The sequence below is a fragment of the Acetobacter sp. AAB5 genome (genome assembly GCF_050106715.1).
Classification (GTDB): Bacteria; Pseudomonadota; Alphaproteobacteria; order Acetobacterales; family Acetobacteraceae; genus Acetobacter; species Acetobacter oryzifermentans.
In genome coordinates, this window is record NZ_JBNIEW010000002.1 from 244144 (window position 1) to 263432 (window position 19289).

Consider the following 19289-nt stretch of genomic DNA (forward strand, 5'->3'; position numbering starts at 1 on the left):
CCGGGGCTGTGGTGCAGGCCCGGTGTTTGTCCATCCTGTCTGACGGTGTGTTATGACCAACGAAACTTTGCGCGCGCATATTGAAGCCCTGTGGGAAAAGCGGGACCAGATTTCCTCCGCTACAACGGGGGAAGACCGCAAAGCCATTGAAACGGCTCTGGAAGCTCTGGATTCTGGTGCGCTGCGTGTGGCCGAACCCAAGGAAGATGGCTGGCAGGTGAATGAATGGCTGAAAAAAGCTGTTCTGCTTTCCTTCCGTCTGAACGATAGCGTGGCCATTCCCGGTGGCGCAGCCGGTGCCCCGGCGTATGACAAAGTGCCGCTGAAGTTTGCTGGCTGGGATCAGGCCCGTTTTGATAAGGCTGGCTTCCGCGTGGTGCCGGGTGCTGTTGTGCGCCGCTCCGCCTTTATTGCGCCCGGTGCTGTGCTGATGCCCAGCTTTGTAAATGTGGGCGCACGTGTAGATAGCGGCACCATGGTGGATACATGGGCCACTGTTGGGAGCTGTGCCCAGATTGGCAAAAACTGCCATATCAGCGGCGGCGCAGGCATTGGCGGCGTTTTGGAACCGTTGCAGGCTGCCCCGGTGATTATTGAAGATAACTGCTTCATCGGCGCACGTTCCGAAGTGGCGGAAGGCGTGATTGTGGAACGCGGCTCCGTGCTTTCCATGGGCGTGTTCCTTGGGGCTTCCACCAAGATTGTGGATCGTGCAACGGGTGAAATCTATATGGGCCGCGTTCCGGCTTATTCCGTTGTCGTGCCCGGCACCATGCCATCTTCCAAGCCGGTTGGCCCGGATGGCCGCCCCAATCCTGCTCTGGCCTGCGCTGTTATTGTTAAGCGGGTAGACGAACGCACGCGTTCCAAAACCTCCATTAACGATCTGCTGCGTGACTGATCTGGCAGACTAAAAAGCGAAAAGAGGCAGAAAAGCATGGCGGACGCAGCGCAGGTGAGTATTCCGGCCAATCTGGCACTGACAGATCCGGTTGGAGTGGCGCAGGCGCTTATCCGTCTGCCTTCTGTCTCGCCAGATCCTGGCGCATCCCAGCATCTGCTTGCAGCCATGCTGGAGCGCTTGGGGTTTGAGGTAACGCACCTTCCGTTTGGTGAGGGTGCGGAGCGCACGCCCAATTTCTTTGCCCGTTTGGGTACAGGCAGCCCCCATATCTGCTACGCGGGCCATACCGATGTGGTGCCGCCGGGGGATGAGGCCGATTGGTCTTACCCTCCTTATGCGGCAGATATTGTGGATGGCGTGCTGTATGGCCGCGGCGCGTGTGACATGAAGGGTGGCATTGCAGCCTTTGTTTCTGCCGTGGCGCGGCATGTGGCCGCCGGGCCGGGCAAAGGCTCCATCAGTTTTCTGATAACCGGGGATGAAGAAGGCCCAGCCACTTACGGCACGGTAAAGGTGCTGGAATGGATGGCGCAGCACAACCAGATTCCCGATTACTGTCTGGTAGGTGAACCCACCAACCCCAAGGTATTGGGTGAGATGGTGAAGGTGGGCCGTCGTGGCAGCCTGAACGCGCATATTGTGGTGGAAGGTACGCAGGGGCATGTGGCTTATCCGCATCGGGCAGATAACCCGGTGCATCGTCTGCTGGCCGTGCTGGAAGCTCTGCGCGCCACGCCGCTGGATAACGGCACCGAGTATTTTGAACCCTCCAGCCTTCAGGTTACCAGTGTAGATGTGGGCAATGGGGCCACAAATGTTATTCCCGCACGGGCGGAAGCACGGCTGAACATTCGGTTTAATGATCTGCATACAGGTGCCGCGCTCAAGGGCTGGGTGGAAACCATCTGCCGCCAGCATGCCCCGCGTTCCCGCGTGGAAACCAAGATCAGCGGCGAATCTTTCCTTACGTCTCCCACGCAGGAAACCACAGCCCTTGTAGAGGCCATTCAGCAGGTTACAGGCCACACACCCAAGTTGGATACCGGGGGCGGTACATCGGATGCACGCTTTATCAGCCGGTATTGTGCGGTTTCTGAATTCGGGCTGGTGGGGGCGAGTATTCACAAAGTTGATGAACACACGGATATTGCGGATCTGGAAATGCTGACACGGATCTATCAGACTTTTCTGGAAGGAGCGCAGGCATGATTCCCGATACCAGCAAGCCCGGTGTTATCCGGCGCACATTGCAGGGCATGTTGCTGCTGGCCAGTGGGCGCAGAGATGGCATAGCGTGTTTTGATGGCACGCTGGATGCCTTTGGTGCAGCACTTGCACCGCAGTTGGCGTTTTTGGTGGTGGGGCTGTTGCAGGTCTTCCTCCAGACCGACAAGATTATGGCGCTTATCAAGGTTCTGCTTTCCTTGTGCGTTACCTTGCTGCCTGCTGTTGTGTCTCATTTTTACGCCCAGCGTTGGGGGCGTGGGGCGCTGTGGCTGCGCTACATTACGGCGGCCACATGGTGCAACTGGGTTGTGGTGCTGATTTCTCTGGCCGCCACGCTGCTGGCTGCTCTGCTGTTTCCTGCCATTGCGCAACAGCCGGGCTTTATGGCCGCATTGGTGATGACAGCCGCTGTGTATGAACTCTGGCTGCAATGGTTTGTGGCCCGCGTGGGCTTAAGCATTAGCGGTGGGCGTGCCTTTGTGCTGTATGCCTCTGTGCTGCTGGCCACGCTGGCATTGTATGGTTTGGCCGCGCTGCTGCCACCCCATTACAAGGTGCTGACCGATCTGCTCCAGCCCATGATTGTGATGAACAATTCCTGAAGAAAGTTTTGCGCCAGACCTGTTTTAGTCAAACGGGTCTGGATCATATCCCACGCCGTTTAGGTAAAGCCCCTCTGGCGGGGCGGTAGGGCCTGCGGCGCAGCGGTTGCGGGCCTTTAGGGCTTCTGCCACACGCTCTGGCTGCCAAGCGCCAATTCCCACAAGTTTAAGCGTGCCCACCATGTTCCGCACCTGATGGTGCAAAAAGGAACGGGCCTTGGCAAAAACAATCACCTCATCTCCGTGGCGGGAAACGTCTAGCTGGTCTAGCGTACGCATAGGGCTATGAGCTTGACAGGCCACGGCGCGGAAAGAAGTAAAATCATGCGGGCCAACCAGAATATTGGCTGCTTCCTGCATTTTTTCTACATCCAGCGTGCTTTTAACGTGCCACACATTTCCTGCCAGCAAGGTAGGCCGCGATCTGCGGTTGAGGATACGATACTGGTATGAGCGCCACGTGGCAGAAAAACGAGCACTCCAGTCTGTATCCACCTGCGCGGCATCCAACACCACTACGTTATGCGGTTTGAGGTGGTAGCTCAGCCCCTCCCGCACAGAATGGCGAGAGAAACGCACATCTGCGGGAAAATCCAGATGCGCCACCTGTGCCAGCGCATGCACGCCGGAATCTGTGCGCCCGGCGGTAATGCTGCTTACAGGCCGATTACCGGCCAGCCGTGCAGCCGCCGCTTCTAACAAACTTTGTACGGAAAGGCCGGATTTCTGGCGCTGCCAGCCCACAAGGCCGGTGCCATCATATTCCAGTTTAACGGCCCAGCGCTGAACGGGAGCAAGTTCTTCTTCCATCATGCGGCGTCTGGCTGTTTGGCCCCTAAAAGCGTGCCAGCGGCCAAAGGCTGGCCACGCAGGAAGGCATCAGCATCCATCATGCCGCGGCCCGGTTTTTGCAGGCGGGTCAGCCGCACGGCGCCGCTGCCACAGGCAATGGTCAGGGCATCATCCAGCGCTGTGCCGGGTTGGGCACTGTGTTTGGTATCGGGCAGGGGGGTGGCTGCGCCAATTTTCAGCACCGTGCCATCAGGCAGGGTGCTGAAGGTGCCGGGCCACGGTGTAAGTGCGCGAATCTGGCGGTCTATTTCCGTGGCGGTTTTGGCCCAGTCTATGCGCCCATCCTCACGCGTTAGGCGGGGGGCGTAGGTTACGCCTTCTTCTGGCTGTGGGGTTGGGGTGGGCATATTGGCCAGCACACGCAGCGCCATATCTGCGCCCAGAGCACTCAGGGCATCATGCAGGCTGGTGGCGGTTGTGGTGGCGGTAATGGGCACGGCTTCACGCAGCAACATGGGGCCTGTGTCTAACCCGGCTTCCATCTGCATGATGGTAACACCGCTTTGGGTATCTCCGGCCAGAATAGCGCTTTGGATGGGGGAGGCACCGCGCCAGCGTGGCAGCAAGCTGGCATGAATGTTCAGGCAGCCAAGGCGCGGGGCATCCAGCATGGCTTGGGGCAGAATAAGCCCATAGGCGGCCACAATGGCGGCATCGGCCTGTAGCGCTGCAAAATCTGCCCATTCTTGCTCATTTTTGCGCAGAGAGAGCGGATGGCGCACCAGCAGCCCCAGTTCTTCCGCCGCCTGTTGCACGGGGGAAGCCTGAAGTTTTTTGCCGCGCCCTGCGGGCCGAGGCGGCTGGCAGTACACAGCAACAATTTCATGCCCCGCGGCATGGAGCGCACGCAGCGCCGGAACAGAAAAATCCGGCGTGCCCATAAAGACAAGACGCATGGTTGGCGGCCCCTTAGGCTTATTTACGCTTTAGTTCCTTGGCCAGACGGCGCAGGATCATGTTACGGCGCAGGGCAGAAAGGTGGTCTACAAACAGCACGCCTTCCAGATGGTCTATTTCGTGCTGGATACAGGTGGCCAGCAGGCCTTCGGCTTCGCGCTCCACCACATCGCCATTGATGTTGTTCCAGCGCACGCGAATCTTTTCCGGGCGCACAACTTCCGCATACTGGTTGGGCAGGGAAAGGCAGCCTTCTTCCCGCACGGCCATGTCTTCGGTTTCTGCAATTACTTCGGGGTTGATCATGACAATCGGGTCCCGCGCATCTTTTTCTCCCAGATCAACCAGAAGAAAGCGCTGGCTCAGGCCCACCTGCGGCGCGGCAAGCCCAATGCCGGGGGCCTGATACATGGCCGAGAACATGTTGGGCAGAATCTTGCGAATGTCTGCCACGTCTTCCGGCTTTACCAGCCGCGCCTTTTGGCGCAGCACAGGGTGCGGCGGCGTAAGGATCTGAAGGGGTGCTGCGCCATCCGATGCAGCAGAAAAAGAGATGTCTGTATTGGCTGCGTGTGTCATACTGCGGGATGTAGCGCTCCACTGCGCCTGATGCCAGAGGAAAACACAGGGAAAATCTGCCTCTGGCCTTAAAACCTGTTGCACCACCGCCACAGTGTGTTGTCCAATACCCCCATTTGGCCAGATACAGGCATGGGGGCGGGGTTGCGTGTCAGCGGGCCTATCCCATATCGTGATAAGATCAGATGCTGTAACGGGTCTGATTTTTCTGTCTCGCTCAAGGAAGGAGGAGGCTTGGATGTCTGGAAGACTGTTTGGCTCACCCATGTTTTTAGGGTTTGACCATCTGGAGCAGATGCTTGAACGCGCCAGCAAGGGATCGGGCGATGGATATCCGCCCTATAACATTGAGCAGATTGCCCCCAACGGCCTGCGGATCACTTTGGCCGTAGCAGGCTTTAAAATGGATGACTTGCAGATTACGCAGGAAGATAATCAGCTTGTTATTCGTGGCCGGCAGATGGAAGACGGAGAAGAACGCGTTTTTCTGCACCGGGGCATTGCCTCTCGCCAGTTCCAAAAAGCATTTGTGCTGGCGGAAGGGATAGAAATTGGCGGGGCATGGCTGGATAACGGTCTGTTGCATATAGACCTGTTTCGCCCCCAGCCGGAGGTGCGTGTGAAACGCATTGAAATTGTGCAGGGTGGGCAAAAAAATGGTCGTGCGCCTGCTGCTGGTAGCGGCAGCGTGCTTAAAACCCGCTCATCGCGCATGCTGCGCCCAGTGATGGACGTGGATGAAAGCTGATCCAATAAGGAGGACGCCATGAAAAGTTCCATCTACAACGGTAGCGCCCCCGTTATGCCGCATGCGGCTGAACGCCCAGCAAATGTTCGCCAGCTTTCAGAAAGCCAGTTCCGCTCCCTTGGGCTGCGGGAGGTTGCCTATACGCGCCCAGCGCTGATGGAAGATGATGAAATTGGTTGCGCCATTTACGCGGCGGACGGATCTTTGCTGGCTGTGGTGGAAGATCTGGAAACGGCATGGGGCGCAATTGTGCAGAATGATATGATCCCCGCCAGCTTGCAGTAGCGGCGGCGGCCCAAGGGCCATTCAGTCTTTCCAGATAGAAAAAGGATCGGTGATGAGCCGATCCTTTTTTATGCGCATCATGCTGTTGGCTTAGCGTGGGTTGGTATCAATCCAGCCAATATTGCCATCATCCCGCCGGTAAACCAGACTCACCTGCTCGTTGGCCGCGTTACGGAACAGCAGGAAGGAAATACCTGCCAGATCAAGCCGCATAACGGCCTCGCCAACGCTTAGTACGGGAATATCCGTGGGCTGTTCGGCAATAATGGCGGCAAAAGTTTCTGTATCCGTGCCTTCTGGCTGGGCGGAAAGCACGGGTTTTTCTGTGCTGTTTTCAGATGGCAACGGATCTTCATTAAGCGGTTGCAGCACATAGGTGCGGCCGCTTTGTGCTGTTGCCTGCCTTTGGGCACCGCGTGTGTGGGATGTTACCCGGCGGTTATACCGGCGCAGGCGTTTGGCAATATGTTCAGCGGCATCATCAAATGCCCCATTAGCATCTGCGGCTTCGCCTTCACCGCGCAATACAAGGCCACTGCCTGTGCGCACATTAATATCGCAGGTAAAGAACGAACGCGCTTTGCTGAATGTCACCTGTGCTTGCAGGGCTTTGTCAAAATATCGTTCCGCTAGGTTGCCAAGGTGGGAATTGACCCGGTGCTTAAGCGCATCGGACAGATCAATCTGTTTACCTGAAACCTGAATATGCATAGAACGTCGTTCCTTGCTGCTAAGTGGCAGAATCTCCAGAGCTGAATAAACACCGGTGCCATACCAGAACCGGGTTTTATCAGGTTCAACTGGTTAGCCTTGTTACGTTACGCGAAGTGTTTGTAACGCTTCTTTCACATTTGGGCATGGGTGGCGGTTGGTGTCCATGCCTTTGTTTCAAATATAATGCAGGGCTGGGCCTCTCGGTTGCATGGCTGTGTAAAAAGCACTTAGCAGGCTTGCAGTGGGCAAACAGCCATGCCTAACAATACACAATAAGGCCAGAATAATACGGGGCAGCCTGTCTGCCGTTGTTGACAGGAGAGTATATTTTCCATGCTGCTGCGCTCTGCTCCGCCGGTTGAAATGCCTAAAATGCCCCGCGGGCAGATGGTACGCGTTAAGCTGGGCTGCATGGCCGGGCTGGGTGTGCTGTACGGCGCGTTTGTATGGCATCTGGCGCATGAAAAAATAGCCCCACGGCCTAATCCGGCAGCACGGGTTGCTATCCGCTTTATCAAGCTGCCTATGGTTATTCCGCCTGCACCAGCACCTATTGAACCAGAACTTGTGCAACCTGCACCGGTTCAGTTTCCACCCCCAAAGCTGGTGCTGCGCCATGCAGGGCACCGCCGCTAGTTAGAGGGTTTGGCGATATATAGGGAGTTTGCCGCATGACAGGCCTAAGCGTTGCTGGCGTGCATGTTTACCCTGTTAAGGGATTGCGCGGGCTTTCTCCTACCCAAGCCAGATTATGGCCTTGGGGGCTGGAAGCCGACCGGCGGTGGATGATTACAGACCCACAAGGCCGGTTTATAACCCAAAGAACCTGCCGGGATATGGCGCTGATATCCGCTTTGCCTACGCCACAAGGGCTGGAACTGGGCAAGGCCAATATGCCCCCGTGCTTTGTGCGCTTTCCAGATACCCACGCGCCCATGCGCTCTGTTACCGTATGGAAAGATACGGTGCAGGCACGGGATGCGGGAGAAGAAGCAGCGGTTTGGCTGGCCGAGGCTTTAGCGCAACCGTGCAGACTGGTGTGGATGGATACACCCCAGCAAGCGCGCCTGCGCCATTTGGATCAGGCAGATGTTCCGGTTTCCTTTGCAGATGGATACCCGCTGCTTGTGGCTAATACGGCATCTTTGGCGGATTTAAACGCACGTTTGCCTTTGGAGCAAGCTGTGCCTATGGCGCGGTTTCGGCCCAATATTGTGGTGCAGGGGGCAGCACCGTGGGCCGAGGATGGCTGGCTGCGCATACGTGTTGGCGCGGCCATTTTACGTATTCTGGCCCCATGTTCGCGCTGCGTGGTAACAACGATTGATCAGACCACAGCAGAAGTGCCTTACCCCAAGGAGCCTCTGGCCACGTTGGCATCCTTCCACCGCACGCCCAAAGGAATAATGTTTGCGCAAAACGCAGTGGTAGAACAGCCCGGCATAATAGAGGTGGGTGCGCCTGTAACTGTATTAGACTGCGGGCCATCCAACGTATTGGCGCAAATGGCCAAAGCTTAAAGCGAGAAGCTTTCACCCAGATACACGCGGCGCACATCTTCATGGGCCACAATTTCTTCTGGCACACCCTGCATCAGCACCTGACCACTGTGCATGATATAGGCGCGGTCAATCACTTCCAGCGTTTCACGCACGTTATGGTCGGTAATCAGCACGCCAATGCCGCGATCTTTGAGGTGAGACACCAGATCACGAATTTCCCCCACGGCAATGGGGTCAATCCCGGCGAGTGGTTCATCCAGCAGAATGTAATGGGGCTGGCTGGCCAGTGCGCGTGCAATTTCCAGACGGCGGCGTTCCCCCCCTGAAAGGGCAAGGGAAGGCGAGCGGCGCAGATGGCTGATACCAAATTCGCTTAACAGACCATCCAGCATCACCTGCCGCTGGTCTGGGTCTGGCTCTACCACTTCCAGAGCGGCCAGAATGTTCTGCTCCACATTCAGGCCACGGAAAATGCTGGCTTCCTGCGGCAGGTAACCAATGCCCAGCCGAGCGCGCCGATACATGGGTAACTGCGTAATATCCGCCCCATCCAGCGTGATGGAGCCGGTATCGGGCTGCACAAGGCCCACAATCATGTAAAAGCTGGTGGTTTTACCCGCACCGTTTGGCCCTAGCAGCCCTACGGCTTCCCCCCGGTGCACCTCGATGGAAACGTTTTTCACCACCTCGCGCTTTTTATAGCTTTTGCCAATGCCGCGTGCGTACAGGCCGTGGCCGGGGCGATGCGGGGCATGAATGTCAGTAGGTTCCGGCCCAACGCCTACGCCTACAACTTCTTCACGAACCGTTTCTTCCGACGTCCAGGTGACTTCCTGATTCATGCTTATTTCCTGTCCGACGTATCGCCGTTATTGGGCACAACCAACCCACTTACCCGGCTGCCGGGGCGTTCTGTCATGGTGGCTATGCCTGTGTGCATGTTGATAATGGCGGCCGCGCCCTGAATCTGGTTTGGTCCACGGGTGATATGGACATTGCCAACAATGCGGGCAATGCCGGTGTCAGGCACATACACCCCGCGTTCCCCCGTTACGATTTCTGTTTGCGTGTGCACCCATACATGGCCAAAGGCGTTCACCTTTTCCAGCTTGCCCGAACCGCTGCTGAGCGGATCTGAACTGCTATTGTTGTTGCTGGCCTGCTGCTGTGGCTGGGCGTTCTGATCTGGCGGGGCGCTGTAGCCCACCAACACATCAGCCCGGATCTGGCGCTGATCGTTTGTGGTGACGGTAGCGTTGCCTCGCCCGATGGAAATACGCTGCTGCGAATAATATTCCATCGAATCCCGCGCCGTCAGCACATCCTGCGGGGTGGTCAGCTTCATGGCCTTGCCGGTCATGACAAGCACGGCCTGATCCATGTCGTACACGGCTTTATCCCCCCATGCCTGATCGGTCTGGGTGAAGATATGCACGTGGCCTATGGCTTCAAGCCGGAAAATTTCGTTGGCGCCGGAATCCTGATCATCCCCTCCGGCGGCTTTCTGGCCGCCTGCATCTGCGCTGCCATTGGTGGCCGGGGCCGGTGGGGGCTGATCTGTGCTGGCCGGAGGTGTGGCCGGTGTGGCGCCGTTGGCTGCCGGGGCCTGCACGCTGGCTGGTTTTGCACCATTTGCCCCAGCCGGGGCGTTAGCGTCTGGCGCGCCGGGGGCAGGGGCTTTTTTGCGGTAATAGGCAATCAGCTTGTCTGCCGTAACCGTAACATCCCCACGGATGGCTTTTGCCTGATCATAGGCGGTAACTTTTTTCTGGTTCTGGTCCCAGTCAAACCCACCGGCGGCGGTTACGGTAATTTGCCCACCGTGAGACATATCAATGGCCTGCGCCAGTGCTGTGCCAGAAAGGGCCAGCAGGGCGCATGGCAATGCCGCCATAACGGCAGAGGCAATACGCAGGGCAGGGCGAGGGCGGGAAAAAAGGCGGCGCATATTAGGAAGCCTTGCCTTTGGGGGCTGAATCACTGTGGCGATCATCATTCAGGATCAACTGGCCGGGGCCGCGGAACTGGGCAATGCCCTCATGCTGGGCCAGCAGATAGCCCTTGGCATCAAGCGAGCCAAAAGGCCCTTCTGCCCGCACCCATGAATCGGAGGCAATAATGCCGCGTTTAACATCTATATCGGCTACTGGGCTGTGCATCATCAGGCCATCATCGCGGTACAGGGTTACTTCTCCGGTCAGGTCGAGAATCTGTGCGTGCTGCATGTAAACGCCTTTTTCCGATTCAACCCAAAGCCAGCTTCCGCCCTGTGTGAGCAGATCAGCCTTGGGGCGGATCAGATCCATACGGTTGTCATTGACCTGATGCGCACTGTCCGCCGTAATCATAAAGGGGCGGTTGTGTTCATCCACCCCGCGATACGTAGCGCCTATCAGGTTGCCGCTTTCAATCTTAACCTTGGCCAGTTCCTTAATGGTGGTTTGGTTGGCGCTTAGCAGCCTGTCTACTTCGGGCCATACGGCAATGGTGGCCAGCAGCAGCAAAGCCGTGGCAGGCAGCACCCATTTGGCCCAGCGCAGCATAGTGCGGCGGCGCGCCAGCTTGGCGGCATCCGGGAGTTTGCGCAACTGGGCGGAAGGTGCAAGCCGTTCGCGCTGGCGGCGCGTGGTTTCTTCCGAGCGGGCAAAATCGGCCCGTTGCGGGCGTTTGTCTTCCGGGCTGGTCATCCAACCCCGGCTCGGATCAGGTCATGCACATGCACAACGCCTATGGGTTTGCGGTCATCATCCAGCACAAACAGGGATGTAATGGGCCTTTTGCGCTCGTTCATCAGCCGCAGGGCTTCAGAAGCAAAAATTCCCGGCCCTATGGTTAGCGGTGAATCGTTCATGACATCTTTCGCCAGCGTGGTCGTCAGGTCGTGATCAAGCGCGCGGCGCAGGTCACCATCCGTGATCAGCCCCGCCAAGGTGCCATTCTGGCCCAGAATGGCTACGCATCCTAGCGCCTTGTGCGTCATTTCCACAATAACGTCCCGCATGGGGGTATTGGGGGTGGCCAGTGGCATGGCGTTATCTGTGCGCATCAGTTCCCGCACGGTGCGCAGGCGTGCGCCAAGGCGGCCGCCGGGGTGATAGGTGCCAAAATCCGTGGCGGTAAAACCACGTTGGCGCAGCAGGGCTACGGCCAAAGCATCACCAAACGCAAGCTGGGTAAGGGTGCTGGTGGTGGGGGCCAGCCCCATCGGGCAGGATTCTGGCAAAGATGGCAGCGTAAGCGCCACCGTGGCCGCAGAAGCCAAGGTGGAATGCGCACGGCTGGTTACGGCCAGCAGTGGCAGGCCCGAGCGGCGGGCGTGGGCGGCAATATCTCCCAGTTCCGTTGTTTCACCGGAATTGGAAAAAGCCAGAACGGCATCACCTTTTTGCACCATTCCCAGATCACCGTGAGAGGCTTCTGCCGGGTGCACAAATATGGCGGGCGTGCCTGTGCTGGCTAATGTGGCCTGCACCTTGCGGGCAATATGGCCGGATTTGCCAATGCCGGTTACAACCACCCGGCCCGGCAGCGCCAGAATGATCTCTACCGCTTCAGCAAAGGCACCACCCAACCCAACGGGGTTTTCCAGTGCTTCTGCCAGTGCATCCAGCCCTGCACGTTCCGTGCGCACAACGTCAGCCGCCTCTACGCCGGGGGAAGAGGAAGCCTGCGAGCTGATATGGGTGGACATGTTCATGCCGAGCCGATCCGGTTGATCAGAAAAAGGGATGCAGGAGCGCGTGCTTACGCGCGGTGAGAGAAAATATCCGGGTCTTCATACCCCAGCAGGTCCAGGCGTGCGCGGGCGGGCAGGAAGTCATAGCATGCCTGCGCCAGTTCACGCCGGCCTTCACGGTCCAGCAGGGCGGACATTTTATCCCACAGTGCGTGCAGATACAGCACATCAGATGCAGCATAAGCCAACTGTTCGGGCTTAAGTTCCAGCGCGCCCCAGTCTGATGTCTGCTGCTGTTTGCTGAGTTCTACACCCAGCATATCCCGGCACAGGGCGGCAAGGCCGTGGCGGTCTGTAAAAGTGCGCACAAGGCGGGCGGCAATTTTGGTGCACACCACCGGGCTTACGGTAATGCCCAGCGCGTGCTGCAGAATGGCAACGTCAAACCGTGCAAAATGCATGATCTTGGTAATGGATGGATCAGCCATCACGCGCTTGAGGTTGGGGCAATCATACCCTTTGCCCCCAAGGGAGGTGGGGATGATCTGTACCAGATGCGCTGTGCCATCACCGGCAGAAAGCTGCACAAGGCACAGTCTATCCCGATGCGGGTTCAAGCCCATTGTTTCCGTATCCACGGCCACGGACCCGGTAAAGGTCACGTTGTCTGGAAGATCGTTCCGGTGCAGTGTAATGGCACCTTCGGATGGGGCAGAGGTCATAACCCGCTCCTGCGTGTTCTGTTGCTGTATGCTGTTGTGTTTCAGACCGATACAGCCGGCGTGATGGAATGTCCATTCCTGCACGCTGTGTATGGCGCTGTTATGGCGGGGCCGCACATTTATATGCGGGATAGGCGCAGGCAGGCGGAATGCGCTAGAAGGGCCTCATCTGTTACACTCTTAATAACCCGGAACTGTGTGTTTATGCGTCAACCTCGTCATGGCCGTTCTGCGCGGCGCCCTCGTGTTTCTTCTGCTGGTGGGCGGGAAGGCGCGCCTTCGGCTCCGGCGGGTACATGCTGGCTGTTTGGCACGCACGCAGTGGCCGCAGCCCTTAATAATCCGCGCCGTGTATATGAACGCCTGCTGGTAACGGAAGAAAACCACCCGGCATTGGAAGAAGCCACACGTTCTGGCCGAAATGTGCGCGTAACCCCGGAACTGGTGCAGCGCCAACGGCTGGATGATCTGTTAGGGCCAGATGCGGTGCATCAGGGTGTGGCGCTGCTGGCGCGTATATTGCCCCCCATGCCGCTGGATGAAGCGCTGGAACGCCCCGGCCCGGTGCTGGTGCTGGATCAGGTAACAGACCCACGCAACATTGGGGCTATTTTACGCTCGGCTGCGGCATTTGGTGCGGCCTGCCTTGTGGTGCAGGACAGAAACGCGCCCGAAGAAACGGCTGTGCTGGCCAAGGCCGCATCTGGTGCGTTGGAAACCGTGCCTATGGTGCGTGAGGTCAACCTCTCCCGCGCGATTGAGCAGTTGCAAAAGGCGGGCTGCTGGACAGTAGGGCTGGATGCAGGCGGCACCACGCTGGATGGCGCAAGTTTTGATGGCCGCCGCGTGGCCTTGGTGTTGGGGGCGGAAGGCAAGGGCCTGCGCCGCCTAACGCGGGAAAGCTGTGATGAAATTGCCGGGCTTTACATGCCCGGAGAAATGGAAAGCCTAAACGTATCTGTAGCGGCCGCTGTGGGGCTTTATGAGTTGATGCGCCGTGGCATGCCCAGCGCGTACCAAAAAGCCGCAGCAAAAAAGCCTACGTAATAGCCAATATCGGCCCCGCCCAGCCAACGCGCTACGGGGCCGGTGTAAAGGCTGCTGGTTGAAAACAGCGCAATGGTCAGCACGGATACAACGGCAAAAATGGTAGCCCCACGTGTCCAACCCGGTGGAATGGGGTGCACTGTGCGGTCTCCAAAATACCAGTCTGCCAGCACAATGCCGATCCACGGGGCAATCCAGTACATGGTTACCAGCAGGTAATCTGTATAAAGCGTGGTGTAACGGCCTGCACCGGCCACAGCCAGCACATAACCAAGGCTGGCTGTAAGAATGGCTGCGGCAATACGCGGCACATGCAGGCCAGCGGAAATAAGGCTGTAGCTGGCAGTATTATCGTTAAACGAATTGCCGGTAATGGATGAAAGCGCAATAGCCCCAAGAGCCACAGCCCCAAGCGGCCCCATAGCCTGCTGGAGCGAGGCAATAACCGCTGTGGGTGATGCCTCCGCCACAGACCCGGCAGAAATAAGCCCCAGAATCTGGAACGGAATGGCAGAACCCAAAAGCCCTGCCAGCGCCAGCAGCACCACCTTTTTGGGGCTGGTATTGGCGGGCAGATACCGCGTGTAATCTGAGGAATACGAAGCCCAGGACAAATTGAAGCTGACCAACACGCCAGTTGCCAACAAAAAGGTGGAAAAACTGACGGCATGATGTGCCGCCAGAGGAGCTTGCCCTTTTATAGCAAACACAACGCCAATAAGCGTGAAGACCACGAGCAGCACTGTGCCCAGATATTTTTGCAAGGCCTGCACCACATGGTGCCCGTAAATGGAAGCCACCATCTGAATACTGGCCAGTATGCCCAAAGCCAGCCAGAACGGCATGGAAAGCCCAGCCAAAAGCAGCAGCGCCATAAGGGCTGTAGCGGCGGGCACGTTATTAACCGCATCCCACCCCACGCAATAAATCCAGTTTAGAAACGCCGGAGGGCGCAGGCCTTTTTGCCCCAAGGCCCGGCGAGAAGCCTCCATTTGCGTTAGCCCGGTTGTGGGGCCAATGGCGGCGGCAAGGGCTACAGGTAATGCGCCAATAATGTTGCCAACAATAATGGCGGCCACACCTGTACGAAAATCCAGCCCCATGCCCGTAAGCAACGCCCCGGTTACCCAGCCGCCGGGGCCAAGATTGGGGGAAAAATGGCTCCAGAACACCCGGTCGGTCGGCATGGTTTTTAGCGGTGCCGGAACGGGTTCTCTTACAGATGCGGCGGAAAGATCCTCCATCAGGCCACCAGTTTGGGGGGCTGAAGGGGGTGTCTGTATCATGGATAGCGTGTTCCTGTGGCGAGGGGGCGTGGTGGGGGTGGCGCTACAGTATCATGAAAGATCAGGTTCGGGCATGGACCCAGCGGCCCCTGTGGGCTGATTGTTGTAATAGAACTCTGCCACCCGGATGGGGAGCAGGTCCATAAAGCGGGAGCCCGCCACCAGCCATAGCGGAAAAGTAATGCGCCGCTCATTTCGGCTCAGCCCGCGCAAAATGCGGCGGCACGCGCTGTTAACATCTGTGAGCCCCGGCATGGGAAAGGCGTTTTTGGCCACCATAGGGGTATCTAAAAACCCGCACACAACAGAGCTTAATAAGATACCAGCCTTTTTGGCATTACCACCCGTGGCCACCATAAACCTGTCCACCGCCGCTTTGGCTGCGGAATAAGAGGGCGTGCCGGGGTAAGATACCACGCCCGCAACGGAAGAAATGGCGCAAATACGCCCACGCATGCCATCGGCTCCGCGCGGTTGATGCTGCATGACATCCAGCGCAGGCAGCACGGTGTTGAGCACGCCCATCATGTCTGTTTCAAAAATACGATGAACCTGTGCCGCGGGTTCATACGGTGCGCCATCGGGCGTTTGCGGCTTGCGGGTGCCGCCCGTTATGCCTGCACAGGCCAAAACCAGATCCAGCCCATTTGTGCTGCGGATCCATGTCTCCATTTCTGCACGGTTTGCCACATCACCAATATGCAAATGCACGGAGGCTCCCCGGCTAATGCAGGCTTTGGCGGTTTCTTCCAGCCGTTGTACGTTGCGCCCGCCCAGATAAAGGGTGCGCCCTGGCCGGGCCAGCGTTTGGGCCAGCGTTTGCCCAAGGCCGGAGGATGCGCCAGTAATCAGAACGGTATCATGCTTCATCTTACAGATCGGCCTTTGCTTATGGTGGTTATGGCATAGCATGGCGGCTTCTGGCATGAAGGCGCAAGACGGATAGACAGAACACGCAGGGAAGGCAGCATGGCGCACAACGCACAGGGTCACCATAACGGAGCAGAACAGCGGCGCGGTGTGTGCCTGGTTATTTCTGCGCCATCTGGGGCGGGTAAGTCCACCATTGCCAATGCACTGCGTGCTTCCGAGCCTGCGCTCAAGCATTCGGTTTCCGTTACCACCCGCCAGCCAAGGCCGGGGGAAAAGGAAGGCGTGCATTACCACTTCCGCACCATGGAAAATTTTGAGCACATGGCCGCCAACGGGGAACTGCTGGAATGGGCCACCGTGTTTGGCCGTGGGTACGGCACCCCCCGTGCGCCGGTGGAAGCCGCATTGGCCGCCGGGCACGATATGGTGTTTGACATAGACTGGCAGGGCCACCAGCAAATCCGCCGCGCACTGCCCGATGATGTGGTGAGCCTGTTTGTGCTGCCGCCATCATTAGAGGAACTGGAACGCCGTCTGCGTGGCCGGGCATCAGACCACCCGGATGAAATTGCCCGCCGCATGGCCGCCGCGCGGGATGAAATCTCGCATTGGCGGGAATTTGATCACGTTATTATCAATACGGATCTGGACCGCGCCATTACAGAAGCGCGCTCTGTGCTGGTGGCGGCACGCTTGCAAACCCGCAGGCGCACAGGGCTTTTGGATTTTGTTGCCAGTTTTGGAGCCTGAACGGCATGGATTTTTCTGCCATTACCGTGCTGTGCTTGGGTGATGTAATGCTGGACCGTTTTTTATACGGCAGCATGGATCGGATTTCGCCCGAAGCCCCGGTGCCTGTGTTGTTGCTGGATTCCCGGCGGGAAATGCCCGGAGGGGCCGGTAATGTGGCCAGCAACATTATCTCGCTTGGGGGGCGGGCCATTCTGGTGGGGCTGAGCGGTCAGGATGAGGCCGGAGCCTGCCTGCGCACCACGTTGGCGGAAAAAAACCGGCTGGTGGACGCTACAGTGCAAAGTGCGGCCCGGCCCACAATTTGCAAAACACGCTTTATTGCCGCGCATCAGCAGGTTGTGCGGGTGGATGAAGAAAGCCACGCGCCAATTGCGGAGCCCGAGCAGGAAGCCCTGTGCCGCCAGATTGATGCACATATCGCGGGCTGTCAGGCGGTGGTGGTGTCTGATTACGGTAAAGGTGTGTGCAGCCCAATTGTGCTGGCGCATCTGTTCCGTGTGGCGCGGCAAGCTGGCGTGCCTGTTTTTGTAGATCCCAAATCCACTGATTACACACTTTACAAAGGTGCCACCTGCATTACCCCCAACGCCAAGGAGCTGGCCGCAGCCTCTGGCATGCCGGTGGATACCGCAGCGCATGTAGAGGCCGCTGCCAGCAAGGTTATGGCGCAAGCCGATGCACAGGCTATTTTGGCCACCCGCTCTGAAAAAGGCATGATGCTGGTACGGCGCGAGGGCGAGGTGCTGGCGGTGCCTGCCCGTGCGCGGGAAGTGTTTGATGTTTCCGGCGCGGGAGATACCGTTATTGCCACTATGGCGTTGGCTGTTGGTGCGGGTATGTCGTTCGAGCAAGGCATGCGCGTTGCCAATGCGGCGGCTGGCGTGGTGGTGGGCAAGCTGGGCACGGCCACGGCTGATATTCAGGAAGTTCTGCACGAGCTGGAAGAACAATCCGGCCCGGATGAAGTGCCCCACCTGCTGCCATTAGGGGCCGCTTGCGCACAGGTGGCGCGCTGGCAGGCACGCGGCCTGCGTGTGGGCTTTACCAACGGATGTTTTGATATCATCCACCCCGGCCATATCAGCTTGCTGGCAGAAGCCCGGAGCGCGTGTGACAGGCTGGTGGTGGCGTTGAACACAGATGCCAGCGTCCGCCGCCTGAAAGGTGAAACACGGCCTGTTAATTCACTGGAATCTCGCGCGGCTGTTATGGCGGCCATCCGCTACGTAGATGCCGTGGTGGCGTTTGATGAAGATACGCCGCTGGAGCTTATCCGCGCCCTTATGCCGGATGTGCTGGTAAAAGGGGCGGATTACCGGCCCGAACAGGTTGTGGGGGCGGATATTGTGCAGGCCGCAGGGGGCAGGCTGGTGCTGGCTAACTTGCAGCAAGGGCATTCCACCACATCTACAATCGGGCGGATTCGCAAGGCATGATGGTGCATGATCTGCCCGGCGCAGAAAATCTGCCGCTTATTGCCGTGCGCAACCGCTTTGCGCGTTGGCTGTTTGATGATGCCTTGCCCTTCTGGGCCAGCACGGGGTGCGATGGCACGCCCCAAAACCCGGCGGCCTTGGGGGCGCAGGAGTGTCTGACCTTACAGGGCACGCCAGCCTTGCCGCCATTCAAGCGTGTAAGGGTGCAGGCGCGGCAGCTTTTTGTGTTTTCTTGGGCTGCGTTAAAAGGCTGGCAGCCAGCGGCGCAACGGGCGGAAAGTCTTTTCAGGTTTCTGCTCAATGCCCATAGGCCAGATGGCGGATGGGTTAAGCTTCTGGCGCGTGATGGCGCGGTGCTGGATGACAGTGCAGATTTGTACGATATCGCTTTCGTGCTGTTTGCACTGGCATGGTATGGCCGGGTGGAACGCACAGGCCGGGCAGTAGAATTGGCGCGGCAAACGCTTGCGTGGCTGGGGCAGGCTATGGCGCTGCCTAATGGCGGGTTTATGAATGCCCTGCCTGCCGACGATGGTGCATGGCGGCAGCAAAACCCCCATATGCACTTGCTGGAAGCTGTTCTTGCCCTGCATGAAACCACAGGTGATGCCGCAGATCTGGCGCAGGCCCATGCGTTATATGCGCTATTCAGCCAATACTTTATGGATGAACGCACCGGCACATTGGGCGAATATTTTGGGCCAGACTGGCAACCCGCCACAGGGCCAGAAGGCCAGTGGTGCGAGCCGGGGCATCATTTTGAATGGGTTTGGCTGCTGCAGGCTTATGCCCGCCAAAGTGGGGTAGATACTACCGCGCAGGCCGCACGCTTATACCATTTTGCACATCAATATGGTGTAGATACCCAAACAGCATTGGTGCGCGATGCCGTTGCGCGGAACGGGCAGGTGCTTAAACCCACCTTCCGCCTTTGGGTGCAAGGCGAGGCCTTGCGTGGCGCGCTGTGCCATGATCCGCAGGATCAATCCGGTTGGGCTACGCGTATGGCCACCAATCTGCTTGATCGGTATTTTACGGGCTGCCCCACGGGCACATGGCTGGATCAACTGGATGCACAGGGCGTGCCTGCCGTGACGCAAATACCAAGTAGCTCGCTTTATCATATTGTAACAGCGTATGATGCGTTAGATCAGGCCGCACGGGCCTGCGTGCCACCGGCCTAAAA

22 protein-coding genes are annotated in these 19289 nt (G+C 58.2%); 11 read left to right on the plus strand and 11 right to left on the minus strand.

Annotated features, from left to right (window positions below; translation table 11 throughout):
- Nucleotides 1–52: 52 nt before the first annotated feature.
- From dapD to ACP7IZ_RS03330, 3 genes are read left to right on the plus strand one after another with little or no spacing between them, the layout of a single operon-like run.
- Nucleotides 53–901 (plus strand): 2,3,4,5-tetrahydropyridine-2,6-dicarboxylate N-succinyltransferase, encoded by an 849-nt coding sequence (gene dapD / locus ACP7IZ_RS03320; protein WP_003622584.1) that lies wholly within the window; start codon nucleotides 53–55, stop codon nucleotides 899–901.
- 36 nt (nucleotides 902–937) lie between these two features.
- Nucleotides 938–2113, plus strand: coding sequence for a succinyl-diaminopimelate desuccinylase (dapE, locus tag ACP7IZ_RS03325; protein WP_426847824.1), 1176 nt, complete (start codon nucleotides 938–940; stop codon nucleotides 2111–2113).
- Nucleotides 2110–2733 (plus strand): hypothetical protein, encoded by a 624-nt coding sequence (locus tag ACP7IZ_RS03330; RefSeq protein WP_035354101.1) that lies wholly within the window; start codon nucleotides 2110–2112, stop codon nucleotides 2731–2733. The genes dapE and ACP7IZ_RS03330 overlap by 4 nt, the downstream gene beginning before the upstream one ends.
- 24 nt (nucleotides 2734–2757) lie before the next feature.
- On the opposite strand, the gene truA is transcribed toward ACP7IZ_RS03330, so the two are convergent.
- From truA to def, 3 genes are read right to left on the minus strand one after another with little or no spacing between them, the layout of a single operon-like run.
- A complete protein-coding gene (gene truA, locus ACP7IZ_RS03335; RefSeq protein WP_426847826.1) occupies nucleotides 2758–3546 on the minus strand; it encodes a tRNA pseudouridine(38-40) synthase TruA in 789 nt (262 codons plus the stop codon).
- On the minus strand, nucleotides 3543–4481 hold the full coding sequence (fmt, locus tag ACP7IZ_RS03340; protein ID WP_426847827.1) for a methionyl-tRNA formyltransferase: 939 nt from the start codon (nucleotides 4479–4481) through the stop codon (nucleotides 3543–3545). Before fmt ends, truA begins: the two co-directional genes overlap by 4 nt.
- A gap of 19 nt (nucleotides 4482–4500) precedes the next feature.
- Complete coding sequence (gene def / locus ACP7IZ_RS03345) at nucleotides 4501–5061, minus strand: peptide deformylase (RefSeq protein WP_035354273.1); 561 nt, start codon at nucleotides 5059–5061, stop codon at nucleotides 4501–4503.
- Nucleotides 5062–5299: 238 nt separating this feature from the next.
- Between def and ACP7IZ_RS03350 the strand changes: the two genes are divergently transcribed.
- Together ACP7IZ_RS03350 and ACP7IZ_RS03355 are read left to right on the plus strand one after the other, a co-directional pair.
- On the plus strand, nucleotides 5300–5809 hold the full coding sequence (locus tag ACP7IZ_RS03350) for an Hsp20 family protein (RefSeq protein ID WP_006116329.1): 510 nt from the start codon (nucleotides 5300–5302) through the stop codon (nucleotides 5807–5809).
- Nucleotides 5810–5827: 18 nt separating this feature from the next.
- Nucleotides 5828–6094, plus strand: a complete 267-nt coding sequence (locus ACP7IZ_RS03355; protein ID WP_003622604.1) for a hypothetical protein — start codon at nucleotides 5828–5830, stop codon at nucleotides 6092–6094.
- Between the two features lie 90 nt (nucleotides 6095–6184).
- Here ACP7IZ_RS03355 and hpf read toward each other — a convergent pair whose 3' ends face one another.
- Nucleotides 6185–6805, minus strand: coding sequence for a ribosome hibernation-promoting factor, HPF/YfiA family (hpf, locus tag ACP7IZ_RS03360; RefSeq protein WP_426847828.1), 621 nt, complete (start codon nucleotides 6803–6805; stop codon nucleotides 6185–6187).
- Between the two features lie 336 nt (nucleotides 6806–7141).
- Here hpf and ACP7IZ_RS03365 point away from each other — a divergent pair, with 336 nt between their 5' ends.
- A complete protein-coding gene (locus ACP7IZ_RS03365) occupies nucleotides 7142–7444 on the plus strand; it encodes a hypothetical protein (RefSeq protein WP_006116325.1) in 303 nt (100 codons plus the stop codon).
- 35 nt (nucleotides 7445–7479) lie between these two features.
- Entirely contained in the window at nucleotides 7480–8328 is an 849-nt protein-coding gene (locus ACP7IZ_RS03370) for an MOSC domain-containing protein (protein ID WP_426847830.1), read from the plus strand.
- Here the strand turns inward: ACP7IZ_RS03370 and lptB are convergent.
- From lptB to ACP7IZ_RS03395, 5 genes are read right to left on the minus strand one after another with little or no spacing between them, the layout of a single operon-like run.
- The gene (gene lptB, locus ACP7IZ_RS03375) at nucleotides 8325–9152 is read right to left on the minus strand and encodes an LPS export ABC transporter ATP-binding protein (RefSeq protein ID WP_006116323.1); all 828 of its coding nucleotides are present in this window, start codon (nucleotides 9150–9152) and stop codon (nucleotides 8325–8327) included. The genes ACP7IZ_RS03370 and lptB overlap by 4 nt on opposite strands.
- 2 nt (nucleotides 9153–9154) lie before the next feature.
- On the minus strand, nucleotides 9155–10258 hold the full coding sequence (locus ACP7IZ_RS03380; RefSeq protein WP_426847832.1) for an LptA/OstA family protein: 1104 nt from the start codon (nucleotides 10256–10258) through the stop codon (nucleotides 9155–9157).
- Nucleotide 10259: 1 nt separating this feature from the next.
- Nucleotides 10260–10997 carry an LPS export ABC transporter periplasmic protein LptC gene (gene lptC / locus ACP7IZ_RS03385; protein WP_019089779.1) on the minus strand — a complete coding sequence of 246 codons (738 nt, stop codon included), beginning with the start codon at nucleotides 10995–10997 and terminating at the stop codon, nucleotides 10260–10262.
- On the minus strand, nucleotides 10994–12007 hold the full coding sequence (locus ACP7IZ_RS03390) for a KpsF/GutQ family sugar-phosphate isomerase (protein ID WP_006116320.1): 1014 nt from the start codon (nucleotides 12005–12007) through the stop codon (nucleotides 10994–10996). The genes lptC and ACP7IZ_RS03390 overlap by 4 nt, the downstream gene beginning before the upstream one ends.
- Nucleotides 12008–12054: 47 nt before the next feature.
- Entirely contained in the window at nucleotides 12055–12708 is a 654-nt protein-coding gene (locus ACP7IZ_RS03395; RefSeq protein WP_035354091.1) for a ribonuclease D, read from the minus strand.
- Nucleotides 12709–12912: 204 nt separating this feature from the next.
- On the opposite strand from ACP7IZ_RS03395, the gene rlmB reads away from it, so the two are divergent.
- Nucleotides 12913–13755, plus strand: coding sequence for a 23S rRNA (guanosine(2251)-2'-O)-methyltransferase RlmB (gene rlmB, locus ACP7IZ_RS03400; protein WP_035354270.1), 843 nt, complete (start codon nucleotides 12913–12915; stop codon nucleotides 13753–13755).
- Here rlmB and ACP7IZ_RS03405 read toward each other — a convergent pair.
- Together ACP7IZ_RS03405 and ACP7IZ_RS03410 are read right to left on the minus strand one after the other, a co-directional pair.
- Entirely contained in the window at nucleotides 13689–15041 is a 1353-nt protein-coding gene (locus ACP7IZ_RS03405) for a purine-cytosine permease family protein (RefSeq protein ID WP_426847833.1), read from the minus strand. The genes rlmB and ACP7IZ_RS03405 overlap by 67 nt on opposite strands.
- A 51-nt stretch (nucleotides 15042–15092) precedes the next feature.
- Nucleotides 15093–15911 carry an SDR family NAD(P)-dependent oxidoreductase gene (locus tag ACP7IZ_RS03410; RefSeq protein ID WP_426847834.1) on the minus strand — a complete coding sequence of 273 codons (819 nt, stop codon included), beginning with the start codon at nucleotides 15909–15911 and terminating at the stop codon, nucleotides 15093–15095.
- Nucleotides 15912–16010: 99 nt separating this feature from the next.
- Between ACP7IZ_RS03410 and gmk the strand changes: the two genes are divergently transcribed.
- From gmk to ACP7IZ_RS03425, 3 genes are read left to right on the plus strand one after another with little or no spacing between them, the layout of a single operon-like run.
- Nucleotides 16011–16664, plus strand: coding sequence for a guanylate kinase (gmk, locus tag ACP7IZ_RS03415; protein WP_426847835.1), 654 nt, complete (start codon nucleotides 16011–16013; stop codon nucleotides 16662–16664).
- A gap of 5 nt (nucleotides 16665–16669) precedes the next feature.
- The gene (gene rfaE1 / locus ACP7IZ_RS03420) at nucleotides 16670–18103 is read left to right on the plus strand and encodes a D-glycero-beta-D-manno-heptose-7-phosphate kinase (protein WP_426847836.1); all 1434 of its coding nucleotides are present in this window, start codon (nucleotides 16670–16672) and stop codon (nucleotides 18101–18103) included.
- Nucleotides 18100–19287, plus strand: a complete 1188-nt coding sequence (locus ACP7IZ_RS03425; RefSeq protein ID WP_426847837.1) for an AGE family epimerase/isomerase — start codon at nucleotides 18100–18102, stop codon at nucleotides 19285–19287. The genes rfaE1 and ACP7IZ_RS03425 overlap by 4 nt, the downstream gene beginning before the upstream one ends.
- Nucleotides 19288–19289: the final 2 nt, after the last annotated feature.

Coding starts and splice junctions, on each gene's coding strand:
- dapD (WP_003622584.1), top strand. CDS start 53: ATGACCAACGAAACTTTGCGCGCGCATATTGAAGCCCTGTGGGAAAAG.
- dapE (WP_426847824.1), top strand. CDS start 938: ATGGCGGACGCAGCGCAGGTGAGTATTCCGGCCAATCTGGCACTGACA.
- ACP7IZ_RS03330 (WP_035354101.1), top strand. CDS start 2,110: ATGATTCCCGATACCAGCAAGCCCGGTGTTATCCGGCGCACATTGCAG.
- truA (WP_426847826.1), bottom strand. CDS start 3,546: ATGATGGAAGAAGAACTTGCTCCCGTTCAGCGCTGGGCCGTTAAACTG.
- fmt (WP_426847827.1), bottom strand. CDS start 4,481: ATGCGTCTTGTCTTTATGGGCACGCCGGATTTTTCTGTTCCGGCGCTG.
- def (WP_035354273.1), bottom strand. CDS start 5,061: ATGACACACGCAGCCAATACAGACATCTCTTTTTCTGCTGCATCGGAT.
- ACP7IZ_RS03350 (WP_006116329.1), top strand. CDS start 5,300: ATGTCTGGAAGACTGTTTGGCTCACCCATGTTTTTAGGGTTTGACCAT.
- ACP7IZ_RS03355 (WP_003622604.1), top strand. CDS start 5,828: ATGAAAAGTTCCATCTACAACGGTAGCGCCCCCGTTATGCCGCATGCG.
- hpf (WP_426847828.1), bottom strand. CDS start 6,805: ATGCATATTCAGGTTTCAGGTAAACAGATTGATCTGTCCGATGCGCTT.
- ACP7IZ_RS03365 (WP_006116325.1), top strand. CDS start 7,142: ATGCTGCTGCGCTCTGCTCCGCCGGTTGAAATGCCTAAAATGCCCCGC.
- ACP7IZ_RS03370 (WP_426847830.1), top strand. CDS start 7,480: ATGACAGGCCTAAGCGTTGCTGGCGTGCATGTTTACCCTGTTAAGGGA.
- lptB (WP_006116323.1), bottom strand. CDS start 9,152: ATGAATCAGGAAGTCACCTGGACGTCGGAAGAAACGGTTCGTGAAGAA.
- ACP7IZ_RS03380 (WP_426847832.1), bottom strand. CDS start 10,258: ATGCGCCGCCTTTTTTCCCGCCCTCGCCCTGCCCTGCGTATTGCCTCT.
- lptC (WP_019089779.1), bottom strand. CDS start 10,997: ATGACCAGCCCGGAAGACAAACGCCCGCAACGGGCCGATTTTGCCCGC.
- ACP7IZ_RS03390 (WP_006116320.1), bottom strand. CDS start 12,007: ATGAACATGTCCACCCATATCAGCTCGCAGGCTTCCTCTTCCCCCGGC.
- ACP7IZ_RS03395 (WP_035354091.1), bottom strand. CDS start 12,708: ATGACCTCTGCCCCATCCGAAGGTGCCATTACACTGCACCGGAACGAT.
- rlmB (WP_035354270.1), top strand. CDS start 12,913: ATGCGTCAACCTCGTCATGGCCGTTCTGCGCGGCGCCCTCGTGTTTCT.
- ACP7IZ_RS03405 (WP_426847833.1), bottom strand. CDS start 15,041: ATGATACAGACACCCCCTTCAGCCCCCCAAACTGGTGGCCTGATGGAG.
- ACP7IZ_RS03410 (WP_426847834.1), bottom strand. CDS start 15,911: ATGAAGCATGATACCGTTCTGATTACTGGCGCATCCTCCGGCCTTGGG.
- gmk (WP_426847835.1), top strand. CDS start 16,011: ATGGCGCACAACGCACAGGGTCACCATAACGGAGCAGAACAGCGGCGC.
- rfaE1 (WP_426847836.1), top strand. CDS start 16,670: ATGGATTTTTCTGCCATTACCGTGCTGTGCTTGGGTGATGTAATGCTG.
- ACP7IZ_RS03425 (WP_426847837.1), top strand. CDS start 18,100: ATGATGGTGCATGATCTGCCCGGCGCAGAAAATCTGCCGCTTATTGCC.